This window comes from Pseudoalteromonas sp. R3, from assembly GCF_004014715.1.
Classification (GTDB): domain Bacteria; phylum Pseudomonadota; class Gammaproteobacteria; order Enterobacterales; family Alteromonadaceae; genus Pseudoalteromonas.
This window is the reverse complement of the sequence record NZ_CP034835.1, coordinates 2,213,550-2,233,648: the sequence shown is the minus strand read 5'-3', so window position 1 is coordinate 2,233,648 and position 20,099 is coordinate 2,213,550. Positions and strand designations below refer to the sequence as shown.

Here is a 20,099-nt window from a genome sequence, read left to right as displayed (position 1 = left end):
GTACATGGCATGGTTTAATGCACAATCAGTTAATGCAACCAATGGATCTAATGTGATCCAGGTTGTCAGCGGCGAGAGTGTCGCAAACATACGCCCGGGGGATGGCCTGATCATTGGCTCATTCAACCCGGTTGAGGTCAATCGGGCCTACGCCACCAATCAGGGCCAGTACATAGAGTTGCTGGCACCCTGGGACAACGCCACCCAGTCGCAGGTTCCTGCGCTTGTTATGCCAACGAGCGGAGACTTTAACAGCGCCGTAACCGCCCTAAAAAATGCCAACACCATGGTTAACGACAACGTGCGTGCCATGGTTGACTGGCAAACAAAAATGGGGTCGGTGCAGTTTACCGATCTGGATGGTAATGTTCAGACAGTAAAAAGCCTGCGCCTGATGCAGAGCGAGGTGGATAGCGCCAACCCCTACCCCTGGGCTATGCGCAAATGCCAGATGGAGGCCATTAGACAGCAAAATTTGGAGCGTTATGCAGCGAGTGGCTGGGTACACTTCGGGACACACCGTCATGACAATGCTGGTTATGTTGCTATTAACGACGGGCTCTTTACAGAGACTACGGCCAAAAATATTCTCAATTTGGGCAGTGGCCTCGCAAATAGCGGGTCACCTAAAAAGGGGCGGTCATCAACTGATGAGCCTGTTCTTCATATGGCTGGTTTAATTGTACATTTGTCGTCGCTATCTGTATCAAACGCTGGGTATCAGGCTAATCGTATTAAATTGCCTCCTGCTGAGTCTGGCACTCGGACATACGAAAGTGCAACTGGCGTGTCTGTCACACACGCAACTGCAGCTATCGCATTTGCGTCGGAAACTGAGACTAATAAAGTTGTGACTGATCGCGTTGATATGTGGGGCTTCGAGCTGTATCTGCGTGAGATAAACGAGAGTGACCCTTTTGTGTATGCAAACGGATTAATACAGAGCCAGGCAACACATATACATGGTGTTCCAACTACAGCTGATACCGTGCGGGCCAGTAGTTATTTTGCGTGGTATGAGGCAGATGATTCTAGTCGAGGTAAAGGGGTTAACTGGCAATATGCCAGCGAGTCTCAAAGAATGGCGATTGCCAGTGACCCAGCCCACAACATCTATTTTGATGATTCTACGGGGAAGTTCTATCAATGGTGTGTTCGGGGGAGAAGTTTCGTGGGTTTAGGAAATGGAGACTGGGAATCGATAGATTCTACAAAAGACTATTTTAACTTCTCGTATGCAAGATCATCATCGATTCAACCTCAAGGTTTGCAAAATCAATCTACAGCGTTTCGAGATTCTAGCCTATTCAGCTTATATGTAGGTGGAGGAACAATCGCCAGAAGCGTTTCAGCCAAACCTTATCAACGCGGACTGTTTCAAGTTAGAACTTCTGCAGATGGAGCTAACCCAAGTGATTTCGGTATTGATGGCCATTGCTACTTTCTTGTGTGTGGTACAGTCAATCGGCTTAACCAAGGGGCGTACCACCCAAGCTTTAACCCCTTAGGTTGCGGATACCATGCCGTAGGTAGTAATCCAGGCTCTACGAGCCACGGTTCCCGATTCGGTTCAACAGATATAGTCCCTATTGCATCGAGGAGTGATACATTCGACCCAGAAAAGGTTCGAATTCCGTCCGAAAATAGCAATGTGCAATGGGGGGCAATAGGTCACTTGTCCGGCAGACCAGATGGTAAGTCCTATGATGCCATATATTCCAGTGGTCAAGGGGGCGTTTGTAGGGATATGCGCTATGGTGCTATTGGCCTGGGCTTACCTGATTTCAGTGAGAGTGATTTAAAAGTCAAGGCCAGTATGTATCGTGGGTGGGAACTTCTTTCAAAAACAGAGTTTATTCCTCGTACTGTAACCGTCGGCGCTGCAGCATTCTTTAGTTCAGGTAATAACAGCACGGTTAGTTTTGCAACTAGTGATTCCGATAACCCAAGAAATACGGCGGCTCCGGAATTCCAGAATTACAATGCCTCGCATTGGTTGTTAGCCGGAGACAACGGGAATACAATGATTATAGAGAGAGTATCTTCTGGTCAAAATTTTGCGTACTGGCCCTTTAACAATAACACTGCTTTTTTGTACGATTCTGGTGATGTGGCAGATGAATTCAACTCTAAGTTTCCGGTTGGTACCAAAATTTGGCTAGGTGCAGTTTATCCAAGCGCCTCGCCTGTTTCTGCGGAGTATTTACATACTGATGTACTTGGCTCTCCTGCTAATATACTGCAATGTGCCGATTTAAAAGAGGGTTGGATAGGCTGTTGGTTGGGAGTTCCCAACGGACAAAAAAAATGGTCTGAGTTTAGGGCAAGCCGTCCTACCCAAGCGACTGTAATTAATACAGTCCAGACTGATGATCTAGGCGCTGCGTGGACTATTTCAACTCACTCATTCAACACTGTTTTAAATAGTCCGACAGCCGCAAGTGTCGCTCCTGTAGGCCGTGTTGAGGTATGGGTTTACAATACCAATGCAAAGCTGACGAGAGCATCAAATATTTCACCCATATACAAAGGTCGTGCAGGTATAGGAAACGTATTTCTGTCGCAAAATTACCTGCAGCGAGATTTGTGCTATTCATTGACTGGTAAGATTGTTGTCCGTAGTTCGCACGCACGCAGCGAGAGTACAGTTCCTCTGAGGGATCAAGGTAGGCTGTTTGCGGGCTTGTTTTATCAAACCAGCCCTAGGTGTTTTGACCTGCCCGATACATTTCCATTGCCCGATAACAATAGCCCGGCCCTGCTTGCTCTTGACTACGCTGTTGTGCAAGATGGTATGGCGTACATTAATTACGCGTACATCGAGCTCAAGTTTAATGGCACAGATTGGGGATCTGACGGTAATGTACATATGACAAACGGCCAAGGCACTATGCTCGACGACAATGGAGATACGGTAGCTTTTGGTACCGGACAGTTGGTAGAGCCATTAGGATGGGTTTAGCTATGACATTATGTAAAATTGAGTCATTTATAAAATTTGATGATGACAACCAGCCAGTTTTGGACGATGACGGCATACCTGCGCTCCTACCTAAGCCAGCGACGAAATCAGTCCAGGATTTGGAGCGGGTTATAGCATTGGGTAAGCCTCATCAGGTCATTGGGCAATTTGCTGAGCTAGTTGCGTTGGATGAGCAATGGCGGTTTGCTGTTGATTATGTAGAGTATCTAAAGGCAGTTAAAGCCGCTGATTCATTCGGAGTTGAGCCTCCAAACGAGCCTATCCAGCCACCTACCAAAACAATCCAAGAGGTTTTGGAGCCGTATATACGAGCACAGTTTAAACGTTTAAGAGCTAAGCTGGTTGCAGCAATCACAGTCGTTGTTGATGACATGGAGTTTGACGGCGATGAGGAGAGCCAAACAAGGATGGCAAGAGCATGCCAGTTTATGTCCGATACTGATGAGATTGACTGGATCCTGGCTGACAACACCGCAGTTAAAGTTACTAAAGCAACGCTAATGCAAGCCGGACGATTAGCTGGTTTGAGACAAGCTGAGCTTTGGGTTAAATAAGGTTTAAAGAGGATTTAAAGAGGGTTTAAAGCGCCCTCTTTTTTAATAATTGAGCAATCTAAAAACAAATGTATTTTTGTCCAAATTCATGCGGCGCGTTACACTTGGCTAATAATACACAAGAAGTGAGTGTTACATATCGTGATTATAAAGGCACACATACTGTGCCTGGTCGAAAAATCAATGACCATACCTTTCACTACAATATAAAAGCTGACAAACAAGTTCAGGTTACCACTTTAGAATGGCAACCCTATATTGGTTTGAGCTTGTGTAAGCAAGGTTGGGTAATGCAGGCCACAATTGCTTTACTGCATAGCCAAGGTTATGGTGCTACCGTGACCTTTTACCCATGGGCACGTGCCGTTGCTTATGCTGAAAATGGAAAAGTAGATTTGCTGGTGCCTGAGTATTTCATTGAGCCCGAGTCGCCTTCGGATACATTTCCTGGTACGCGCCGATTGGATCATCTTACTCTCACCGAGGCATTTGGCTGGGGTCCGATCGCACTATATAAGCGTAAGGATTATAACACAGATCACTTTACCAGCCTGGCTGCACTTGCTGATGAACGCATTGGTGTAGTCCGTGGCTATCAGAATACGCCAGAGTTTGACCGGCTCATGGACGCCGGCAAATTTAATGTCATGGAAGCCGTTGATGATGCACACAATATCAGATTACTTATGGCTGGTCGTGTAAATCTAATCGTTGGTGATCCTGAAGTTATCAAGATGGAGATTGATTCTTTTAAGCAGCATAGTAATACTGAACTAGCGACGATGGCTGCCAACCTAGTGATGGTTGAACCCATTTTACAAATGAATGGCTTGTTCTTCGCTGTCTCAAAGCACAATAAATATGGTAAAACCTTACTGTTTGAACTGAATCAGGCTATTGCCGAATTTAAAAAGCACGGTATCCTGGACGAGATAAAATACAACACAGCCAATAGTTGTAAGCAATAGTAACTATCTAATTTTTATAGAAAATATAAGCACCCTGCTATTCTCTGGCCTATTTCTAACTCTCGTGTTATGTTGAAATCAGATGATCAATACAATGAGCATAATGTGAAATTAGATATTTATCAGGTTGATGCATTTGCATCAGCTGTTTTTGAAGGTAACCCCGCTGCTGTGTGCCCGCTGCAAAACTGGCTGTCAGACGACTTACTACAAAAAATAGCGGAAGAAAATAACCTATCGGAAACAGCCTTTTTCGTATTAAAGGAAAACACCTACCAACTACGTTGGTTTACTCTTAAAGGTGAAGTGGACTTGTGTGGTCATGCAACCCTGGCTGCCGCCCATGTGTTGTTCACTCATCTAGGCCATCGTGGTCAAACGATCCATTTCCAAACAAGAAGCGGCTTACTATTGGTAACAAAGGTACCAGAGGGATACAGTATGGACTTCCCCGCTACACTTGTGCAGCCTGTTGAAGAACCAGATATGCTTTTGACTGGTCTGGGTATTTCAAGTGCGGAATGTGTATTGGCGGGGTTTGATTATATTGTTGTACTAAGTAATGACTCTGAAGTCAAAGCGATTGTGCCAGAGTTTGAGAAGTTAGCTCAGCTTGAACTGCGTGGCGTTGTTGTTACTGCCCCCGGGGAGTCAGTTGATTTTGTCAGTCGCTGTTTTTACCCTAAACTGCGTGTCAATGAAGATCCCGTAACGGGATCGGCTCATTGCCAGCTGGCGCCTTATTGGTGTGAGCGATTAGACAAAAACAGAGTGACAGCACAGCAGTTATCTGAGCGAACAGGGAAGATAAAGTGTACTCTTGTCGAAGACAGAGTAATACTTGAAGGCAATGCTGTAGATTATTTGCAGGGTCAAATCTCTATCTAAACACAACTTAAAGTGATTCATAAGAATAAAAAAGGGAGTAGCAACCCTCTCCCTTTTAAGCTTTTAATACAATTTAACATAATGAAAGATAGAGCTTTTTTGCATTAATTTTATACAATTAATGCAATGCAGCGGTAAATGGAATACTTTCGCAGATCTGCGCTTCTGCAATCAGTATTTCTTCCAGGCGCGCGTCGATCACAGCTTTGTCAAAGTACTCGTAGCCAAGCTCAACAAACAAGTTTTTGTGTTTTTCTTCCGATTTGGCTATGGTTACGTAAAAGTCTTTTTCTTTACCTTCCGGTAGTGCTTCCGCGACCAGCGAAAAAACGCTCATGGCCTCGCGCTTCAATCACAGCTGCTACCAACAAGCGATCAATTAAAAATTCATCTGAGCCCTGACGAAATAGCGCACGCATTTTTTTAATATAGGGATCTGCTTTGTCATTGCCCAAAGTCACCTGGCGATCAGTCAGTAATTTAAGCACTTGCTTGAAGTGGATCATCTCTTCAATAGCAAGGTCAGCCATTGCTTTAACGAGTTTGATTCGATCTGGATAGTGGCTCAGCATTGACATAGCCATGCCGGATGCTTTTTTCTCAGCGGCAGCGTGATCCTGTAAAAAGATATCAAACTCTGCCATGACTCTATGTGTCCATTCGAAGGGGGTGTGAAATTTTAGCTCAAACATCTGTAATTTATTCTGTTGTCAGTTTGCTGAGTATTTTACCTAAGTACGATGCTAATATCCAAAATTGCTGTGTGCCTCCTACTTTTGTGTTTACTTAGTGGCCTGCACAGTTAGTATCGGACATTTTATTCATGCATAACTAAGATGGGCTATAAAGAAGGCTGTCTCTGTCTGCTTTTCCATTTCTGGTAGATTCTACTTTCAGTGGATGATCGATTTGCTTCCACGCTGTCACTTTTCCTCCCTGATTGAGGTTTGGCATAGTACTCGCCAAATCAGTTTGCATACCAAGAAAGTCCGCCAGTGTTTGTAGGCTACCAGGTTGAGCTACGTCCAACATCAGGTATGTTTGCTGCTTGCGCTCTAAAAAGCCAAGGCAATCCTTACGATGCTTTTGGTAGATATCTATCAGGTATTGATCGCTTGCGATACTATCTTTGCTTAAATGTTCAAAGGTACCAAAGTAACAACGTTTCAAAGTGTCATTGAATCCGCCCTGCTGAGTTTCCAGCCTTGGCAACATACGGGTTAGTAAGCGTCGTATTGAGGGAACCCAGCTTGACATGGCTCTGTCCAGATATATAAAGCGGCTGTTTGGATACAACGCTGCCAGTGTTTCGTAGTCATTGAATACAGGAGTATCAGCTATGACCTGAGCTTGAGAAAATGTTTCCCGGGTATAAGCTGTATGTGCTGTTTTAAAACCTAGCTCTAAAAAAGCAGCACATACACTGGTAGTACCGGTTCTTGGTAACCCGGTAATAAAAATTTTTTCCATTAAACAAAATAACAATAAATATTAATAATCGACAGTGCTAACAGTGACAAAAAGCTTAACGCCATACCCAAAACACGCAGTTTTAGATTGGCCATGTTCAGCGCGAATGAGTGCAAAATCCGACCTGTCAGGTAGGTGCTGCCCGTGATGTATAACCAAATTGCCTGTCCGCCTTGAAATTCCAAAGCAAACAGAAGGATTAAAAGTAATGGCGTGTATTCCATGAAATTGCCATGGGCGCGGATCGCTCTTTCTAAGGCGGGGTTTCCACCATCTCCAAGCGCAACTTTGTGTTTGTGACGTAAACCTATGATATCAAAACTGAGTTTGATATAAAAAAGAGTAAATATGGCAGCAAAAAATCCTGTTATCATGACGCAGACCTACTTGTAAGTATTATAAGTAGGCCCAGTATAGAGAGTTTACTCGATAAAATATACCGCATACACTTCAGCAGTGAGTGTTGTGTCTCCAGTGTTATAAGCTTGACTGACATCCATGGACTCTGCCGCCATCATTTTGCCACGAGCATAAGGCTGAACAGGCACATTCATCGGTGAAAACGACACGGAATATAATCGACCGAGTTCAACGTCAAAGTCATCTGCAAGCTCTCTGGCAGCCGCCTTAGCTTCTTCAATGGCTGATTTTTTAAGCTTTTTCATGTACTCAGCTTTGTCTTCAACGACAAATTCAGTGTTATTAAATTGATTAATGCCACTGTCTACAAAGGCCTGTAGCAGATTTGGGTATTGTGCAAGATCTTTTAGTTTGACGGTAAGACTACGGCTGACTCTGAAGCCGTCGAACTCTTCTTCGTTGTTGGTACGATTGTAACGTGTCTGGCGATGCACATTAAGCTGCTCTGCATGAATATCATTGGTTTTTATATCAAAATCTCTGGCTATCTGAATCGCTTTGGCCATGATTTGATCAACATTTGCTTTTGCATCTGGTAATGACTTGTGCTTTTCAGTTATCGCGACACGAATAATGGCTGCGTCGGGCTGTACTTCCAAAGAAGACATCCCTTTTACATATAAGTGTGGACCTTCGGGCAAACTGCCTGCTTGTGCGCTGGTACTGAGCGCAAAAATTGCAGCGGCTAAAAGTGAGCGCATGAACGCCTCCTTACTTTATTCAAATGAAAAATGTGGTGTTGAACCATAAAACCACAAGAGATGCGCCAATTAAAGCACAAGTTTGTTAATCAATGCTGAATGTTATACGCTTTGTGTAAAGAGCGAATAATAAAGGGTTCTTCTTGCTCAAAAAACAAACCTGTGTGGGCGTTGAGTATTGCTTGCTGCAGATCTGGTCGTTCGAGTGCAGACTGTAGCAGATCGATCGCTTTCTTTCCCTCGTTGGATTTTGCACAAGCTATGTAGCCAAAAATAGTCAATCCAGCCTCTTCGATAGCATGGAAAGTGTAGCCATTAAGTGCTTGTGCCGAAGGATGCTCGGTAATGAATACTGAACTGTACTCAATTATCCCGTCCAGCTTTCCCTGACTCAGCATTGTCCTAAGTCGGTAAGCACTTTGATTTCCTTGTGCTACCCAAAAAGCTGATTGGTTTGCTGCGATAAAATTGTCAATTTCCTGTCCATAAGAGCGACCTTCCGATACGCCAATATTCAGGCCCATTCTGACGACTGTGCCCAGTGAAATCGTATCGGGAATATTTGGTTGATCTTTAAGTATTAAACGGTTGGCTGGAAATGACATCAAGGGGTAAGGTGTAAACAAAGCCATAGCCTCTCGCTCTGGTGTCTTAACTTTGTTGTATAGGCACGCTTTTGAATTACGAACGAGTTCTCGCCACTCCCTTTTACGGCTGGCTGGCATAAAAGCCAGGACGAGCTTTCCCTGAAGAGTAAGCTCTAATTTAAGCAATAGCTGGGTTGCCAGATCGGTGGGGGCTATATTTGAGTCTGGAGAGTAGTCTGAAATAATATCTACGTAGATTGGCTCACTTTTTACAAAAACAGAAACGAGCAACATAATAGCTACGACAGTACAGCGCATTCAGTTCACCTAACTCGAACATCTATGCAAAACCGGTTTTGCTGGGTTCCTGCTACTAAGCAAAAAGGAGCCGGATCGGCACAGACTTTCTATCAGTGCTCCATGCACACCCTAACGCTGAGCGAGCAGCGCTGATACTAAGTGTGGCTCAAAAAGAAAGAATCTGCCATAAGCAATTTAAAGAGTATATATTGGCATTGGTGGTTTTAGCTTTGTTGACAACAGGCATAAAGAACGTTTTTGCAAGTGATATCCATCACTAACGCGCAACTTGCTCACAATAATAAACATTGTCGTTTAACTATTGGGGCTGAATTATAGAAAAAAGGCGCGAATCAGATAGTCGCGCCTCAATTTAATCACACACTACAACGTTTGTAGTTGCGGTACTCTGGTAACCAATAATTTTTCTCAATGGCTGCCCAGATTAGATCTTCCGGCATTTCCAGCGCAACGCCCTCTACCATCGCTTTCTTGGCCACAGCAAATGCGATCCGTTTACTCAACGGTTCAATTTCAACCAACGAAGGAAGCAAGCTGCCTTTACCTGTGTTAGCCCAAGGTGAAGACTCTGCTAGTGTTTCACTGGCAATCATCAGCATAGACTCTGTAATGCGTGAAGCCTTAGCAGCCAATACACCCAGTCCAATACCCGGGAAAATGTAGCTGTTGTTACACTGAGGAATAGTAAAGGTTTGGCCGTTAAACTCGACAGGTTCAAACGGACTGCCTGTCGCAACGATCGCCTGACCTTCAGTCCACTCAATCACATCTTTTGGATGTGCTTCAACCTGACGCGACGGGTTGCTCAATGGGAAGATAATTGGACGTTCACACCCTGAGTGCATTGCTTTGATAACCTGTTCGGTGAACAAACCTGGCTGACCAGATACGCCAATCAGGATATCTGGTTGAGCGCAGTGCATCACATCAAGTAAAGAAGCAAATTCACCACTGAAGTTCCAGGTTTCAAGCGCCGATTTTGATTGAACCAAAGCCGCCTGGAAATCACGTAACCCTTCCATACCTTCGGTCAGCAGACCATAACGATCGACCATGAATATCCGGCTACGAGCTTGCTCGTCAGAAATGCCTTCGGATACCATTTGCGCAATGATCTGCTCTGCAATGCCACATCCGGCAGATCCTGCACCAACAAAGACGACCTTTTGCTCAGACAGCTTTGTACCTTTAACGCGGCATGCCGCCAACAAAGAGCCAACTGTAACGGAGGCGGTACCTTGTATATCGTCGTTGAAACAGCAAATTTCGTCACGATAGCGACCCAGCAAAGGCATTGCATTGGGTTGAGCAAAATCTTCAAACTGGAGTAAAACGTTTGGCCAGCGACGTTTAACGGCTTTGATAAATAGATCCAGGAACTCGTCGTATTCATCCTGAGAGATACGCTTATGACGTGCGCCCATATACATGGGGTCATTCAGTAATTTTTCGTTGTTCGTGCCTACATCGAGCATAACCGGTAAGGTGTATGCTGGGCTGATCCCGCCACATACAGTGTATAGTGCCAGCTTACCGATTGGGATACCCATTCCACCGATCCCCTGGTCACCCAGACCCAGAATACGCTCACCGTCGGTCACCACGATAACCTTAACCTTATTTTTGGTCGCGTTACGCAGAATATCGTCGATTTGATGGCGTTCTTCATAAGAAATGAATAAACCACGCGAGCTGCGATAAATGTCGGAAAACTTTTCGCATGCATCACCTACCGTTGGCGTATAAATGATAGGCATCATTTCTTCGAGGTGATCACGCACAAGACGATAATACAGGGTTTCGTTGTTGTCCTGTATAGCACGCAAATAAATATGCTTGTTAAGGTTGTCGCTGAAACTTGAAAACTGCTGATAACAGCGTTCGACCTGCTCTTCTATGGTTTCAAAACGTGGAGGAACGAGACCCGTCAGGTTAAAGTTTTCTCGTTCGCGCTGACTAAATGCACTGCCCTTATTTAATAGCGGAGTTTCTAAAAGCGTTGGGCCAGAGTATGGAATGTAGAGATAATTGGGATCGGATTGTTTAGTCATATTTACAAGCTGTGACTCGTTAAATTAAGTACAAGGAATTATTATTGCGCAAATGCATTAAAATTCAATGAATTTTAAGCATGTCAGACCAATAAAAAACGGCTCTGTTCGGGCATGAGCAATGCGTAAACAGAGCCGTACATTATACGATAAATCGATCTCAAGCGCCAAACTTACTCGCTGGATTCACCCATTGCCGCGCCTTCCCTACGTGGATCAGCGCCTCCTAGTAGAAGATCCTCTGTCACTGCGATGGCGTGAATACCAGAATTTAAGTCACGGACTCTGACAGTATGCCCCTTTGCTTCCAAAAGTGGCTTTAACTTGGCCACCTCGGTACCTTTTTCAAGTGTGGTGTATTGGTTGCGGTTTGTCACCCTTGGCAGGTCAATCGCTTGCTGCGGTGACATGCCCCAATCAAGTACGCCAATGACTGTTTGTGCCACATAATTGATGATGCGACTGCCACCTGGTGAACCAACTACAAGTTTTAATGACCCATCTTTGTTGAATACCATGACAGGCGACATCGAGCTACGTGGACGCTTATTGGCTTCTACTCTGTTTGCGACCCAAAGATCTCCAATTTTTGGAGACAACGCGAAGTCCGTAAGTTGATTGTTTAACAGGTACCCGTTGACCATGACGGTTGAGCCAAAGGCCATTTCAATAGAAGACGTCATAGAGACCGCATTGCCCTGTGCATCTACTATCGACAAATGTGTGGTTGATGGTAACTCGTAACTGTTGTCCTGTGCGTAAGCCAGCTTGCCCATACTGGGGTCGCCAATGGGAACCTCTTTATTGTCTTTATCCGTGATAAGTGTGGCTCTTTGCTTTAGGTAAGCGGGGTTCAGCAAGCCCTGAGTTGGCACTTCTACAAAGTCAGGGTCGGCAATATAATAGTTACGATCAGCAAAAGCCAAGCGAGAGGCCTGAGTAAATAAATGGAGGGCTTCAGGGTCATTTGGCTTATATTGACTAAGCTTCTTACCCTCGAGTAATTTCAGGATTTGCAAAACGGCAATCCCGCCACTGCTTGGTGGGGCCATTGAGCACACCCTGTAACTGTGGTAAGTGGTACAAATGGGGGCACGTTCTTTACTGTGGTAATTTTTAAGATCAGATAACGACAATACGCCCGGCGCTATCGTCGATTTTTGCACTGCGCGTACTATATCATCGGCATTTTTACCTTCGTAAAACCCTTTCAAGCCAAATTCTGCAATCTCTCGGTATAATCTTGCAAGTTCTGGGTTCTTTAATAAAGAGCCAGCTTCCAGAGCTTGACCTTCAGGATAGAAATATTCTTTGGCTGGAGATAATTTGGTCAACCCGGGTTCAGCTCTTTTTTCAATAGCATATGGAGTCGTGGAGATACCAAAAAACCCTTTTCAGCAAGCTCTATTGCAGGTTTAAAAAGATGACGCCACTTCAATTTTCCATATTTATCATGCGCTTGCTTCATTGCGTGCAACACACCGGGTGTTCCAACTGAGCGCCCGCCAACTACGGCTTCTATCCAACGTACGGGTTTGCCTTCTTTGTCTAAGAATAATGAAGGAGTTGCTGCTTCAGGCGCCGTTTCTCGACCGTCGAACGTGGTCAGATATTCATTTTCTTTGTCGTAGTGAAGAATAAAAGCACCTCCCCCGATCCCCGAAGATTGAGGTTCAACAAGAGTCAGCACCAGTTGAGCTGCAATGGCGGCATCAATTGCACTGCCGCCTTGTTGCAACATGAGCTGACCAGCTTTGCTTGCGTGTGCATTGGCTGCAACGACCATATACTTTTTGGCCGTCTTCTCTTTCTTTAGCTGTAAACCGGTTGCAGCTTCGGGCTCTCTGACTTCCCTGGTGTTATTGTCTAGGGCTAAAGAAGTGAATGGTAAGGCGGCGCCAAGCGCCAGTGCGGCAAGTGATAGGCGATATTTCATACAGTCTGGAAATTCTTCTGATAGATGATTGGCATCATAAAAGTAAACAGGCACAATATGCAAAAAAATTCTAAGAAATATTATGTTTGATCTCCCTTTAGCGCCTCGTTATCTTCTTCCACCGCTCGTTCTAATGTTCTTTAGTGCTTTACTGATGCTCCCATCAGTCAAGGAAATACTGGTTTTTAACCGGGATCTAATTGACCAGGGCGAGTTATGGCGGATCTGGACCAGCCAGTATGTTCATACTAACTGGATGCATTGGTTACTGAACGTGGTTGGGGTCGTGTTTATCTGGGTGCTCCATGCAGAATACCGTTCTCCTAAAGTTTATGCACTTCACCTCAGTATCCTTGGGCTGTGGACCGGGGTCGGGATCTGGTTATTTTGTCCGGAGATCCGCATTTATACTGGGCTAAGTGGCCTGCTACACGGTGTCATTGTTTGGGGCGCGATCAAAGATATCAAAGTGGGGGAAAAAACCGGTATTCTGCTATTTCTCGGTATTGCAGGCAAGCTGGTGTGGGAGCAATACGCCGGCCCCAGTGAAGATGTGGGTCAGCTCATTTCGTCGCGTGTTGCCATAGAGTCACACTTAATTGGTGCCCTCGGTGGGTTAGTATTGGCAGTGCCTCTGTTGTGGCAGAAGAAGTAAATAGTTAACAGCGCAGATCGACTGATCTGCGCTGAACATTAACTACAGGTTTTCTTTAAACAATTTGTAGATACGACGGTATTCATCTAACCAACTCGAAGGCTGAATGAATCCGTGTGGCTCTACAGGATAAATGGCCGTTTCGAAGTTCTCTTTCTCAAGCTCTATCAATCTCTGTACCAGACGCACAACGTCCTGGAAAAAGACATTGTCATCAATCATAGGCGCATTGATCAACATAGGTTTGTTTAGCCCCTCAGCAAAGTAAATTGGTGAGCTACGACGATACGCAATGGGATCATCCGCTGGACGGTTCAGAATATTCGAGGTATAGGGGTCGTTATAATAGGCCCAGTCAGTAACGGGTCTAAGCGCGGCACCCGCCTGGAACAGCTCTGGCTGAGTAAATAAGGCCATGAAAGTCATAAACCCACCATAAGAGCCACCATAGGTACCAACAGAGTTTTTGTCTACGTTGACGTTTTCGACCATCCAGTTAACGCCATCTGCTAAATCTTCTATCTCTGGTTTACCCATATGGCGGTAAATAGCTGTACGCCAGTCACGGCCATACCCCTTGGACGCACGGTAGTCCATATCCATCACAACATAGCCTTCGCTGGCAAGCAAAGAGTGAAACATAAACTCACGAAAATACACAGACCAGCCCATGTGCGAATTTTGCAAATATCCGGCACCATGGTTAAAGATCACGGCTTTGCGTGTTTTTCCCTGCTCTCCTTCCTGATAATCAGCTGGATAGTATACCTTGGCATAAATTGGTTGGTCGGTATTGCTCGATGGCACAGCCACCACTTTTGGCGCTATTAGCTTTTTATTCAAAAATTCCTGAGACACAGTATGCGTTATTTGCTTTGGCATGCTGCCAGGTTTAGCATCAGCAATAAACAACTCAGGCGGCATGACAATTTTAGAATGAGTCAGTAGCAGTTTGCTCTCATCCGGGCTCAATACATAATCTGTCATACCATCAAGGTTTGTGAGTGTTTCAACTTCACCTGATTGCAAAGCAACTCGATAAATTTCATAGATGCCAGGGTGCTTGATGTTTGCTTTAAAGTAGATAGACTTGCTGTCTTTTGTAGGCGTAAGCTCTGACACCTCATATTTACCTGAAGTCAGTTGCTTTGCTTTACCATTCAGTGGTTTAGTGTACAAATGGCTGTAGCCTGACTCCTCAGACAGGTAATACAGGGTGTCTTGATCATTAAGCCAGCCAAAATCATTGTGCGTGTAGTTTACCCAGGCTTCATCGTGCAGACGGTGCTGCGAAACCAGTGTGTTGTTATTAAAATCAACGCTTGCAATCCAGCGGTCTTTATTGTCCCAGGACTCGAGCATGACAGCGACCTGTGAGCCTTGCGTATTCCATTGAATTGCAGACTGATCCCACGCCCAGTCAAGCATCAGGGTGATATGACGGGGCGCCTTTTTACTGGTGTATGTTTTACCTAGAGCCTGAGCATTCTCTTTTCTAACTGTCGCCAGTACATCTTCATCATATCCCGGTAAAGTTTCGTAGGGCAGCATTTTTTGCTGCTTACTGCTCAGGTCTATATAGACTAGGCTGTGTTCTACAGGTTTATTGTCCGCAACGCGACTACGCGCTTTAACCGGATCAATATTACCATCCTGTGACACATAGTTGGGCATGATATCCTGTTCACTGCGCTCAGGAATGTCTTTGGTTATTGCCACTATCAGTTTATCCCCGGCCGGAGATAAACTTGCCTCAACAATACGCTGACCTGTACCCAGATAAAACTGGTTGTTGTCCAGGGTTGCGTTTTGTTCAACCAGCGCTTCTTGGCGGCTCTGTACATCCTTTGCGTTTTTATGTTGCAACGCCACATAGTCAATTAGCTTATGTTGTTCCTGAGCGATATAACTTTTCGGCTCCGTGACGCCTTCAGGCGCATTGCCAAGCACAAGTTTAGCTAATTCGGTTGTTAGTCCAGACTCCAAATCTATTGCGTAAAAGGTATTATCTGTTAAAAATGCAAGATTGCCGGATGTCAGAAACTGCAATTGTTTTGCAGTATGGCTGGAGCGCGTTAACTGCCGAACTGTATTGGTAGTAATGTCTTTTACAAACACATTACCCGCAAATGTGTAGGCTTGTAGTTTACCATCCTGAGAATATACCGCGTTTAGGGCACCAATTTGATGCTTGTCAGATAACGCGACTTGCTCAAGTCCTTGCGGGCCAAATTTGAAAGTATCTCTCAGGTTACTACCCGTTTGTTTTTGTTCAAACAACACGGATTGACTGTCTGCACTCCAAAACCCCTCTTCAGGTTTTCGACCAAGCCAGTCAGGGTGGGCCATAGCCTGCTCTAACGTAATCGATTCAGACCCAGTGGCTGCTTTGGTTGTCATCACTTGTGCGGGTTGGGTTTCGTAAGAGGTCGGTTTACTATGACTTGATTGGGTGACTTGACACCCGCAAAGGAACAGCGCTGACGCCACTGCAAGAGAAGTAAGAGATTGTTTCATTATATGAATTGTCTAAGGTTGTTATTGTGGGCTAATTTAAGCAGAAGAATACGGATAATTCGAACAATTTAAGACAAACAACCTAATAGAACGATTATTGCAAAAAAAAGGCCAGTAAAGATACTGGCCAAATACTCTCTGCGCTCACATAGTCGTTGATGGACAACGAGTATGAAATGAGGCCTATCCACGCCTCATAAAAGTAGACCTGAAGCTCGCGTAATAAGTTCCAAAAAAAATTCATTTATTTTATTTTTTTTGTAATGCGTTGATCTTTATACCAGTAAGAGGAGCGCCGGTTAAGACAGCTTGCTTTATAGTGAAACCAGGCCATCCATGATCAGTAACAACATCACGCCACTGACGATAAACCAAAGCACAGACGCCATCGCAAAAGGTCTCCAACCACTTTGACGTAACATCGTCATCGACACACCACTGCCTATCAAAAACAAACTTGCGACCAAAACTGACTTTGCACCGCTATAAAGTAAAGTCCACACAGGTTGATAGTCAGGCAACCAGGTATTAATCATGGCCGCCGCAATAAACCCGATGATGAATAGAGGGATACTGGCCTTTTCGGAAGAGCGCCAAAATACACCAGCAATGGCAGCATAAGGAACGATCCACATTGCCCGGGTCAGCTTAATCGTTGTAGCCATTGTGAGTGCAAGCGGGCCGTAAACTGCGGCGGCTGCCACTACACTGCTGGTATCATGAATTGCCAGTGCACTCCAAAGTGCAAATTGACTTTCTGTCAGAGAAAAGTAGTGTCCAAGCCAGGGGAAGATAAGTAAACCAAGAGCGTTTAGGGCGAAGATTACACTTAATGAAATAGCGATTTCTTCTTGTTTTGCTTTGATCACAGGCGCCATAGCGGCAATAGCGCTACCACCACAGATAGCCGTACCAAATGAGATGAGTGTGCCCGTATTACGGTTTAGCCGGAATACCTGGCTCAGTATTTCACCCAAGCCAATCGTCGCAGTAATACTGATAATCGTTAATACCACAGAGCTGCGACCTACACTCATCACCTCCTCAATATTAACGTTAAACCCCAAACCAATGACAGCCAACTTTAATAACCATTTTGAGCCTGAGCTGGATAAATCAGGAAAAGGGTTACCCAGTAACAGCGCAAACCCAAGGCCAATGAAAAGTGCCAAAGAGGCGCTGGCAAATGGAGATAACGCAAACAAGAAAGCAAACAGAAATAAGGTTCGGTGTAAACCAGGTCGTTCTAATAACACGTTATTACTCCCCAGCAGTCTTCAGATAAAACAACGCCGGGTAAACCCGGCGTGATGATAGCCCTAATTGAGGATCAGGGCATGACTTGTCTTAGCAATGCCGGGATAATCGGCTTCGGGGAGTATCTCAGCAAGCTCAGCCAGACGCTCGCCCAATTCGTGCAAGCTATTGGCGGAAACGTTAATGTGTCCCATCTTTCTGCCCGGCTTTGCCGTCTTACCATACCAGTGGCTGGTAACGCCAGTTACGCTCAACACCTGGGTGGGTATACTGCTTTGGCCTAACACGTTGATCATGGCTGTTGGTCTGAGCAAGCTAGTGTCGCCTGTAGGTAGGCCTGCCACTGCACGTATGTGGTTTTCAAACTGACTGGCGTGACAGCCTTGCTGAGTCCAGTGTCCTGAATTGTGCACCCGCGGTGCAATCTCATTAACTAGCAAAGTACCGTTAACATCAAAAAACTCTATCGCCAGTACACCAACATAATTGAGCTCATCAGCAATAGCAGCAAAAGCGGTCTCTGCTTGTGACTGGATTGCGGATTTCTCTTTGCCTGCTACAGATAATGTCAGTACGCCGTTAGTATGCTGATTTTCAGTCAAAGGATAAATTCTGCATTCTCCGGTACGGTCCCTGACACCAATAATGGATACTTCACGGTCAAATGGGATCATTTGCTCAGCAATAATCGCATGTGGTGCAGTGTCTGTACCTGCGGCAAGAAACTCAGCCATTTCCAGCCAAATCGCCTCTACTTCGTCATCATGTTTGACACGCCATTGACCCTTACCGTCATATCCAGCCTGACAGGTCTTAACGACAAGCGGCTTACCCAGTTTTTCAATGGCAGCAAAAAAGTGAGCTTTTTCTGTGATCAACGCATAAGGAGCACAGGCCACTTGTGCTTTTTCTAACAAAGCTTTTTCTTTGGCACGATCACCTCCAGTCAGAATGGCTTCAGCACCGGGGTAAAACTTCTCCGAGCTTTGACATACTGACAACACATCCGCAGGGATATGTTCAAACTCTGCAGTAATAGCGTCAACATCAGCAATAGCTTGCTCCAGAGTGGCACTATGTGCTTCGAATGTCACTGGATCAATGACTTGCTGGGTCGCTACGTCGTAGGCTGAAACCTGAATATCTAAGTGCGTGGCAGACAAACTCATCATACGAGCCAACTGGCCTGCGCCTAATACTAATACTTTCATTACTACTCTGCTGGGTTAGGGTTTGCCAGAATGGTGTCGGTTTGTGCCTTACGGAACGCCTCTACTTTCTCAAATATTTCAGGCTGTTGACAGCCCAGAATTTGTGCTGCTAACAAACCAGCATTCGCTGCACCTGCATCGCCGATAGCAAGAGTACCAACAGCTACACCTTTAGGCATCTGACAGATAGATAATAGAGAGTCTACGCCATTTAGGGTTTTGGATTTAACTGGTACGCCTAGTACCGGCAGGCTGGTAAATGCTGCAGCCATGCCAGGCAAATGGGCGGCACCGCCAGCACCAGCAATGATGACCTTAATACCACGTTCTGCCGCTGAGGAAGCATATTCTGCTAACAAATGAGGAGTACGGTGGGCCGAAACAACTTTAGTCTCGTAATCAATACCGAATTTCTCCAACATTTCCGCTGCATGTTGCATTGTAGGCCAATCGGACTTAGAGCCCATTATGATGCCAACCGTCATAATTATTCCTCAGTTAAAATTGAACGATTTAGGCGCATAGTTATGGGGTGTGCGCCAACTTCAGGCGTATTATACCCAAGTGGCGCTTCAAAGCGAATCGACATTTTCACCCAGGCTGGATGCCTTTCTCTTTTGTCGTTTCGGTATTACTTTTGGCATTGCGCCAGTGATGGAAAAAAGCATCAGGTCCCAGGATAAAAAAGAATATAACCAGCCCACCGGGTACCAGCACTGCCTTAAGTGCTGGGCCCAAGACATAGCTATAGAACACAATGAATGGAATAAACAAGAGATAACCTATCAACCGCTGCAACATAAAGCCTCCTTAACTCACAATTGAGCGCGCTCACATTTTTAAATGAGCACGCTCAATTGTCAATAATTATTATGAGGACAAGAAGTTTCGACTAACCTTTTGCTTTTAACAGAACCTTGAACGACTTGATATGTAGTGTGTTAAGGTCCCCTACAGACGTGATATAATGACGAAAAGTTTTTAGCTTAGAACAGATGAAAAAAAGAGAAAAAACAAGGCAGTTGATATTGGAAGAAAGCTGGCAGCTGTTTATAGACCAGGGCTACAAAGATACCTCAACCCGACAGATAGCCACTGCCGCAGGTGTTGCCGCCGGAACTGTATTTAGTCATTTCCCTAACAAAATCGACATTCTTAAAACAGCCATGCATCAGCAAATAGACAGTGTTATTGCATTGGCCCAAAATACAGATCAACATCATTCTGCAAGGCTGAAACTCAGACATTACGCCAGTCATTTATTTGCTTTTTATTTGCAACACAGAGAATTTAGTAAGGCTTTGCTGGGAGACCTTCTTTGGCATCAGTCTTACTTTGCAGCGCAACTTGACGCGTTTAAGCATCTGCTTTTTGCTGAGCAGGAATACGATGAAACAAAGGCAACAGTGATGATGGATTGTTACTTTATGACTCTGATACAGGGTTTATCAGACCCCTCTTCTTGCGAAGAATCTATGTTGCGAACTCTCACTAATAAGCTGGCATTATTGTATTAAAAGCTATGTATGATGTGTTCTTAAGATATATGTTAAAAGGCGGAGTTTCAAACTCCGCCAGAC

General features: G+C 45.0%; 16 protein-coding genes and 2 pseudogenes. 6 read left to right on the top strand and 12 right to left on the bottom strand.

Features of this window, described 5'->3' with window-relative positions; genetic code table 11:
• Window positions 1-4: 4 nt before the first annotated feature.
• From ELR70_RS14645 to ELR70_RS14630, 4 genes are all read left to right on the top strand, one after another.
• Window positions 5-2,962: a hypothetical protein gene (locus tag ELR70_RS14645; RefSeq protein WP_054015125.1), complete on the top strand. Its 2,958-nt coding sequence runs from the start codon at window positions 5-7 to the stop codon at window positions 2,960-2,962.
• Window positions 2,963-2,964: 2 nt separating this feature from the next.
• Window positions 2,965-3,537 (top strand): hypothetical protein, encoded by a 573-nt coding sequence (locus tag ELR70_RS14640; protein WP_054015126.1) that lies wholly within the window; start codon window positions 2,965-2,967, stop codon window positions 3,535-3,537.
• A 104-nt stretch (window positions 3,538-3,641) separates the two neighbouring features.
• Window positions 3,642-4,505 carry a transporter substrate-binding domain-containing protein gene (locus ELR70_RS14635; protein WP_160317365.1) on the top strand — a complete coding sequence of 288 codons (864 nt, stop codon included), beginning with the start codon at window positions 3,642-3,644 and terminating at the stop codon, window positions 4,503-4,505.
• A gap of 105 nt (window positions 4,506-4,610) precedes the next feature.
• Window positions 4,611-5,393 carry a PhzF family phenazine biosynthesis protein gene (locus ELR70_RS14630; RefSeq protein ID WP_054015128.1) on the top strand — a complete coding sequence of 261 codons (783 nt, stop codon included), beginning with the start codon at window positions 4,611-4,613 and terminating at the stop codon, window positions 5,391-5,393.
• A gap of 118 nt (window positions 5,394-5,511) precedes the next feature.
• Here the strand turns inward: ELR70_RS14630 and ELR70_RS14625 are convergent.
• From ELR70_RS14625 to ggt, 7 genes and pseudogenes are all read right to left on the bottom strand, one after another.
• A pseudogene (locus ELR70_RS14625) lies at window positions 5,512-6,085 on the bottom strand (tRNA-(ms[2]io[6]A)-hydroxylase).
• A gap of 139 nt (window positions 6,086-6,224) precedes the next feature.
• Complete coding sequence (locus tag ELR70_RS14620; RefSeq protein ID WP_054015130.1) at window positions 6,225-6,863, bottom strand: sulfotransferase; 639 nt, start codon at window positions 6,861-6,863, stop codon at window positions 6,225-6,227.
• The gene (locus tag ELR70_RS14615; RefSeq protein WP_054015131.1) at window positions 6,863-7,237 is read right to left on the bottom strand and encodes an MAPEG family protein; all 375 of its coding nucleotides are present in this window, start codon (window positions 7,235-7,237) and stop codon (window positions 6,863-6,865) included. The genes ELR70_RS14620 and ELR70_RS14615 overlap by 1 nt, the downstream gene beginning before the upstream one ends.
• Before the next feature lie 48 nt (window positions 7,238-7,285).
• A complete protein-coding gene (locus tag ELR70_RS14610; RefSeq protein ID WP_054015132.1) occupies window positions 7,286-7,984 on the bottom strand; it encodes an SIMPL domain-containing protein in 699 nt (232 codons plus the stop codon).
• An 89-nt stretch (window positions 7,985-8,073) separates the two neighbouring features.
• Complete coding sequence (locus ELR70_RS14605; RefSeq protein WP_054015133.1) at window positions 8,074-8,889, bottom strand: ABC transporter substrate-binding protein; 816 nt, start codon at window positions 8,887-8,889, stop codon at window positions 8,074-8,076.
• Between the two features lie 359 nt (window positions 8,890-9,248).
• On the bottom strand, window positions 9,249-10,943 hold the full coding sequence (locus ELR70_RS14600) for an NAD-dependent malic enzyme (RefSeq protein WP_054015134.1): 1,695 nt from the start codon (window positions 10,941-10,943) through the stop codon (window positions 9,249-9,251).
• Between the two features lie 173 nt (window positions 10,944-11,116).
• Window positions 11,117-12,879: pseudogene (ggt, locus tag ELR70_RS14595) on the bottom strand (gamma-glutamyltransferase).
• A gap of 82 nt (window positions 12,880-12,961) precedes the next feature.
• Here ggt and rrtA point away from each other — a divergent pair.
• Window positions 12,962-13,534 (top strand): rhombosortase, encoded by a 573-nt coding sequence (gene rrtA / locus ELR70_RS14590; protein ID WP_054015135.1) that lies wholly within the window; start codon window positions 12,962-12,964, stop codon window positions 13,532-13,534.
• A 42-nt stretch (window positions 13,535-13,576) separates the two neighbouring features.
• Here the strand turns inward: rrtA and ELR70_RS14585 are convergent, their stop codons facing one another.
• From ELR70_RS14585 to ELR70_RS14565, 5 genes are all read right to left on the bottom strand, one after another.
• Window positions 13,577-16,051: a prolyl oligopeptidase family serine peptidase gene (locus ELR70_RS14585; RefSeq protein ID WP_200908201.1), complete on the bottom strand. Its 2,475-nt coding sequence runs from the start codon at window positions 16,049-16,051 to the stop codon at window positions 13,577-13,579.
• Between the two features lie 314 nt (window positions 16,052-16,365).
• Window positions 16,366-17,307, bottom strand: a complete 942-nt coding sequence (locus tag ELR70_RS14580; protein WP_054015137.1) for a putative sulfate exporter family transporter — start codon at window positions 17,305-17,307, stop codon at window positions 16,366-16,368.
• A 63-nt stretch (window positions 17,308-17,370) separates the two neighbouring features.
• Window positions 17,371-18,519 (bottom strand): 5-(carboxyamino)imidazole ribonucleotide synthase, encoded by a 1,149-nt coding sequence (locus ELR70_RS14575; protein WP_082353169.1) that lies wholly within the window; start codon window positions 18,517-18,519, stop codon window positions 17,371-17,373.
• A gap of 2 nt (window positions 18,520-18,521) precedes the next feature.
• Window positions 18,522-19,004, bottom strand: a complete 483-nt coding sequence (gene purE, locus ELR70_RS14570) for a 5-(carboxyamino)imidazole ribonucleotide mutase (RefSeq protein ID WP_054015138.1) — start codon at window positions 19,002-19,004, stop codon at window positions 18,522-18,524.
• 106 nt (window positions 19,005-19,110) lie between these two features.
• Window positions 19,111-19,320, bottom strand: coding sequence for a hypothetical protein (locus tag ELR70_RS14565; protein ID WP_054015139.1), 210 nt, complete (start codon window positions 19,318-19,320; stop codon window positions 19,111-19,113).
• A 194-nt stretch (window positions 19,321-19,514) separates the two neighbouring features.
• Here ELR70_RS14565 and ELR70_RS14560 point away from each other — a divergent pair, with 194 nt between their 5' ends.
• Window positions 19,515-20,036, top strand: coding sequence for a TetR/AcrR family transcriptional regulator (locus ELR70_RS14560; RefSeq protein WP_054015140.1), 522 nt, complete (start codon window positions 19,515-19,517; stop codon window positions 20,034-20,036).
• The last annotated feature ends 63 nt before the right edge of the window (window positions 20,037-20,099 follow it).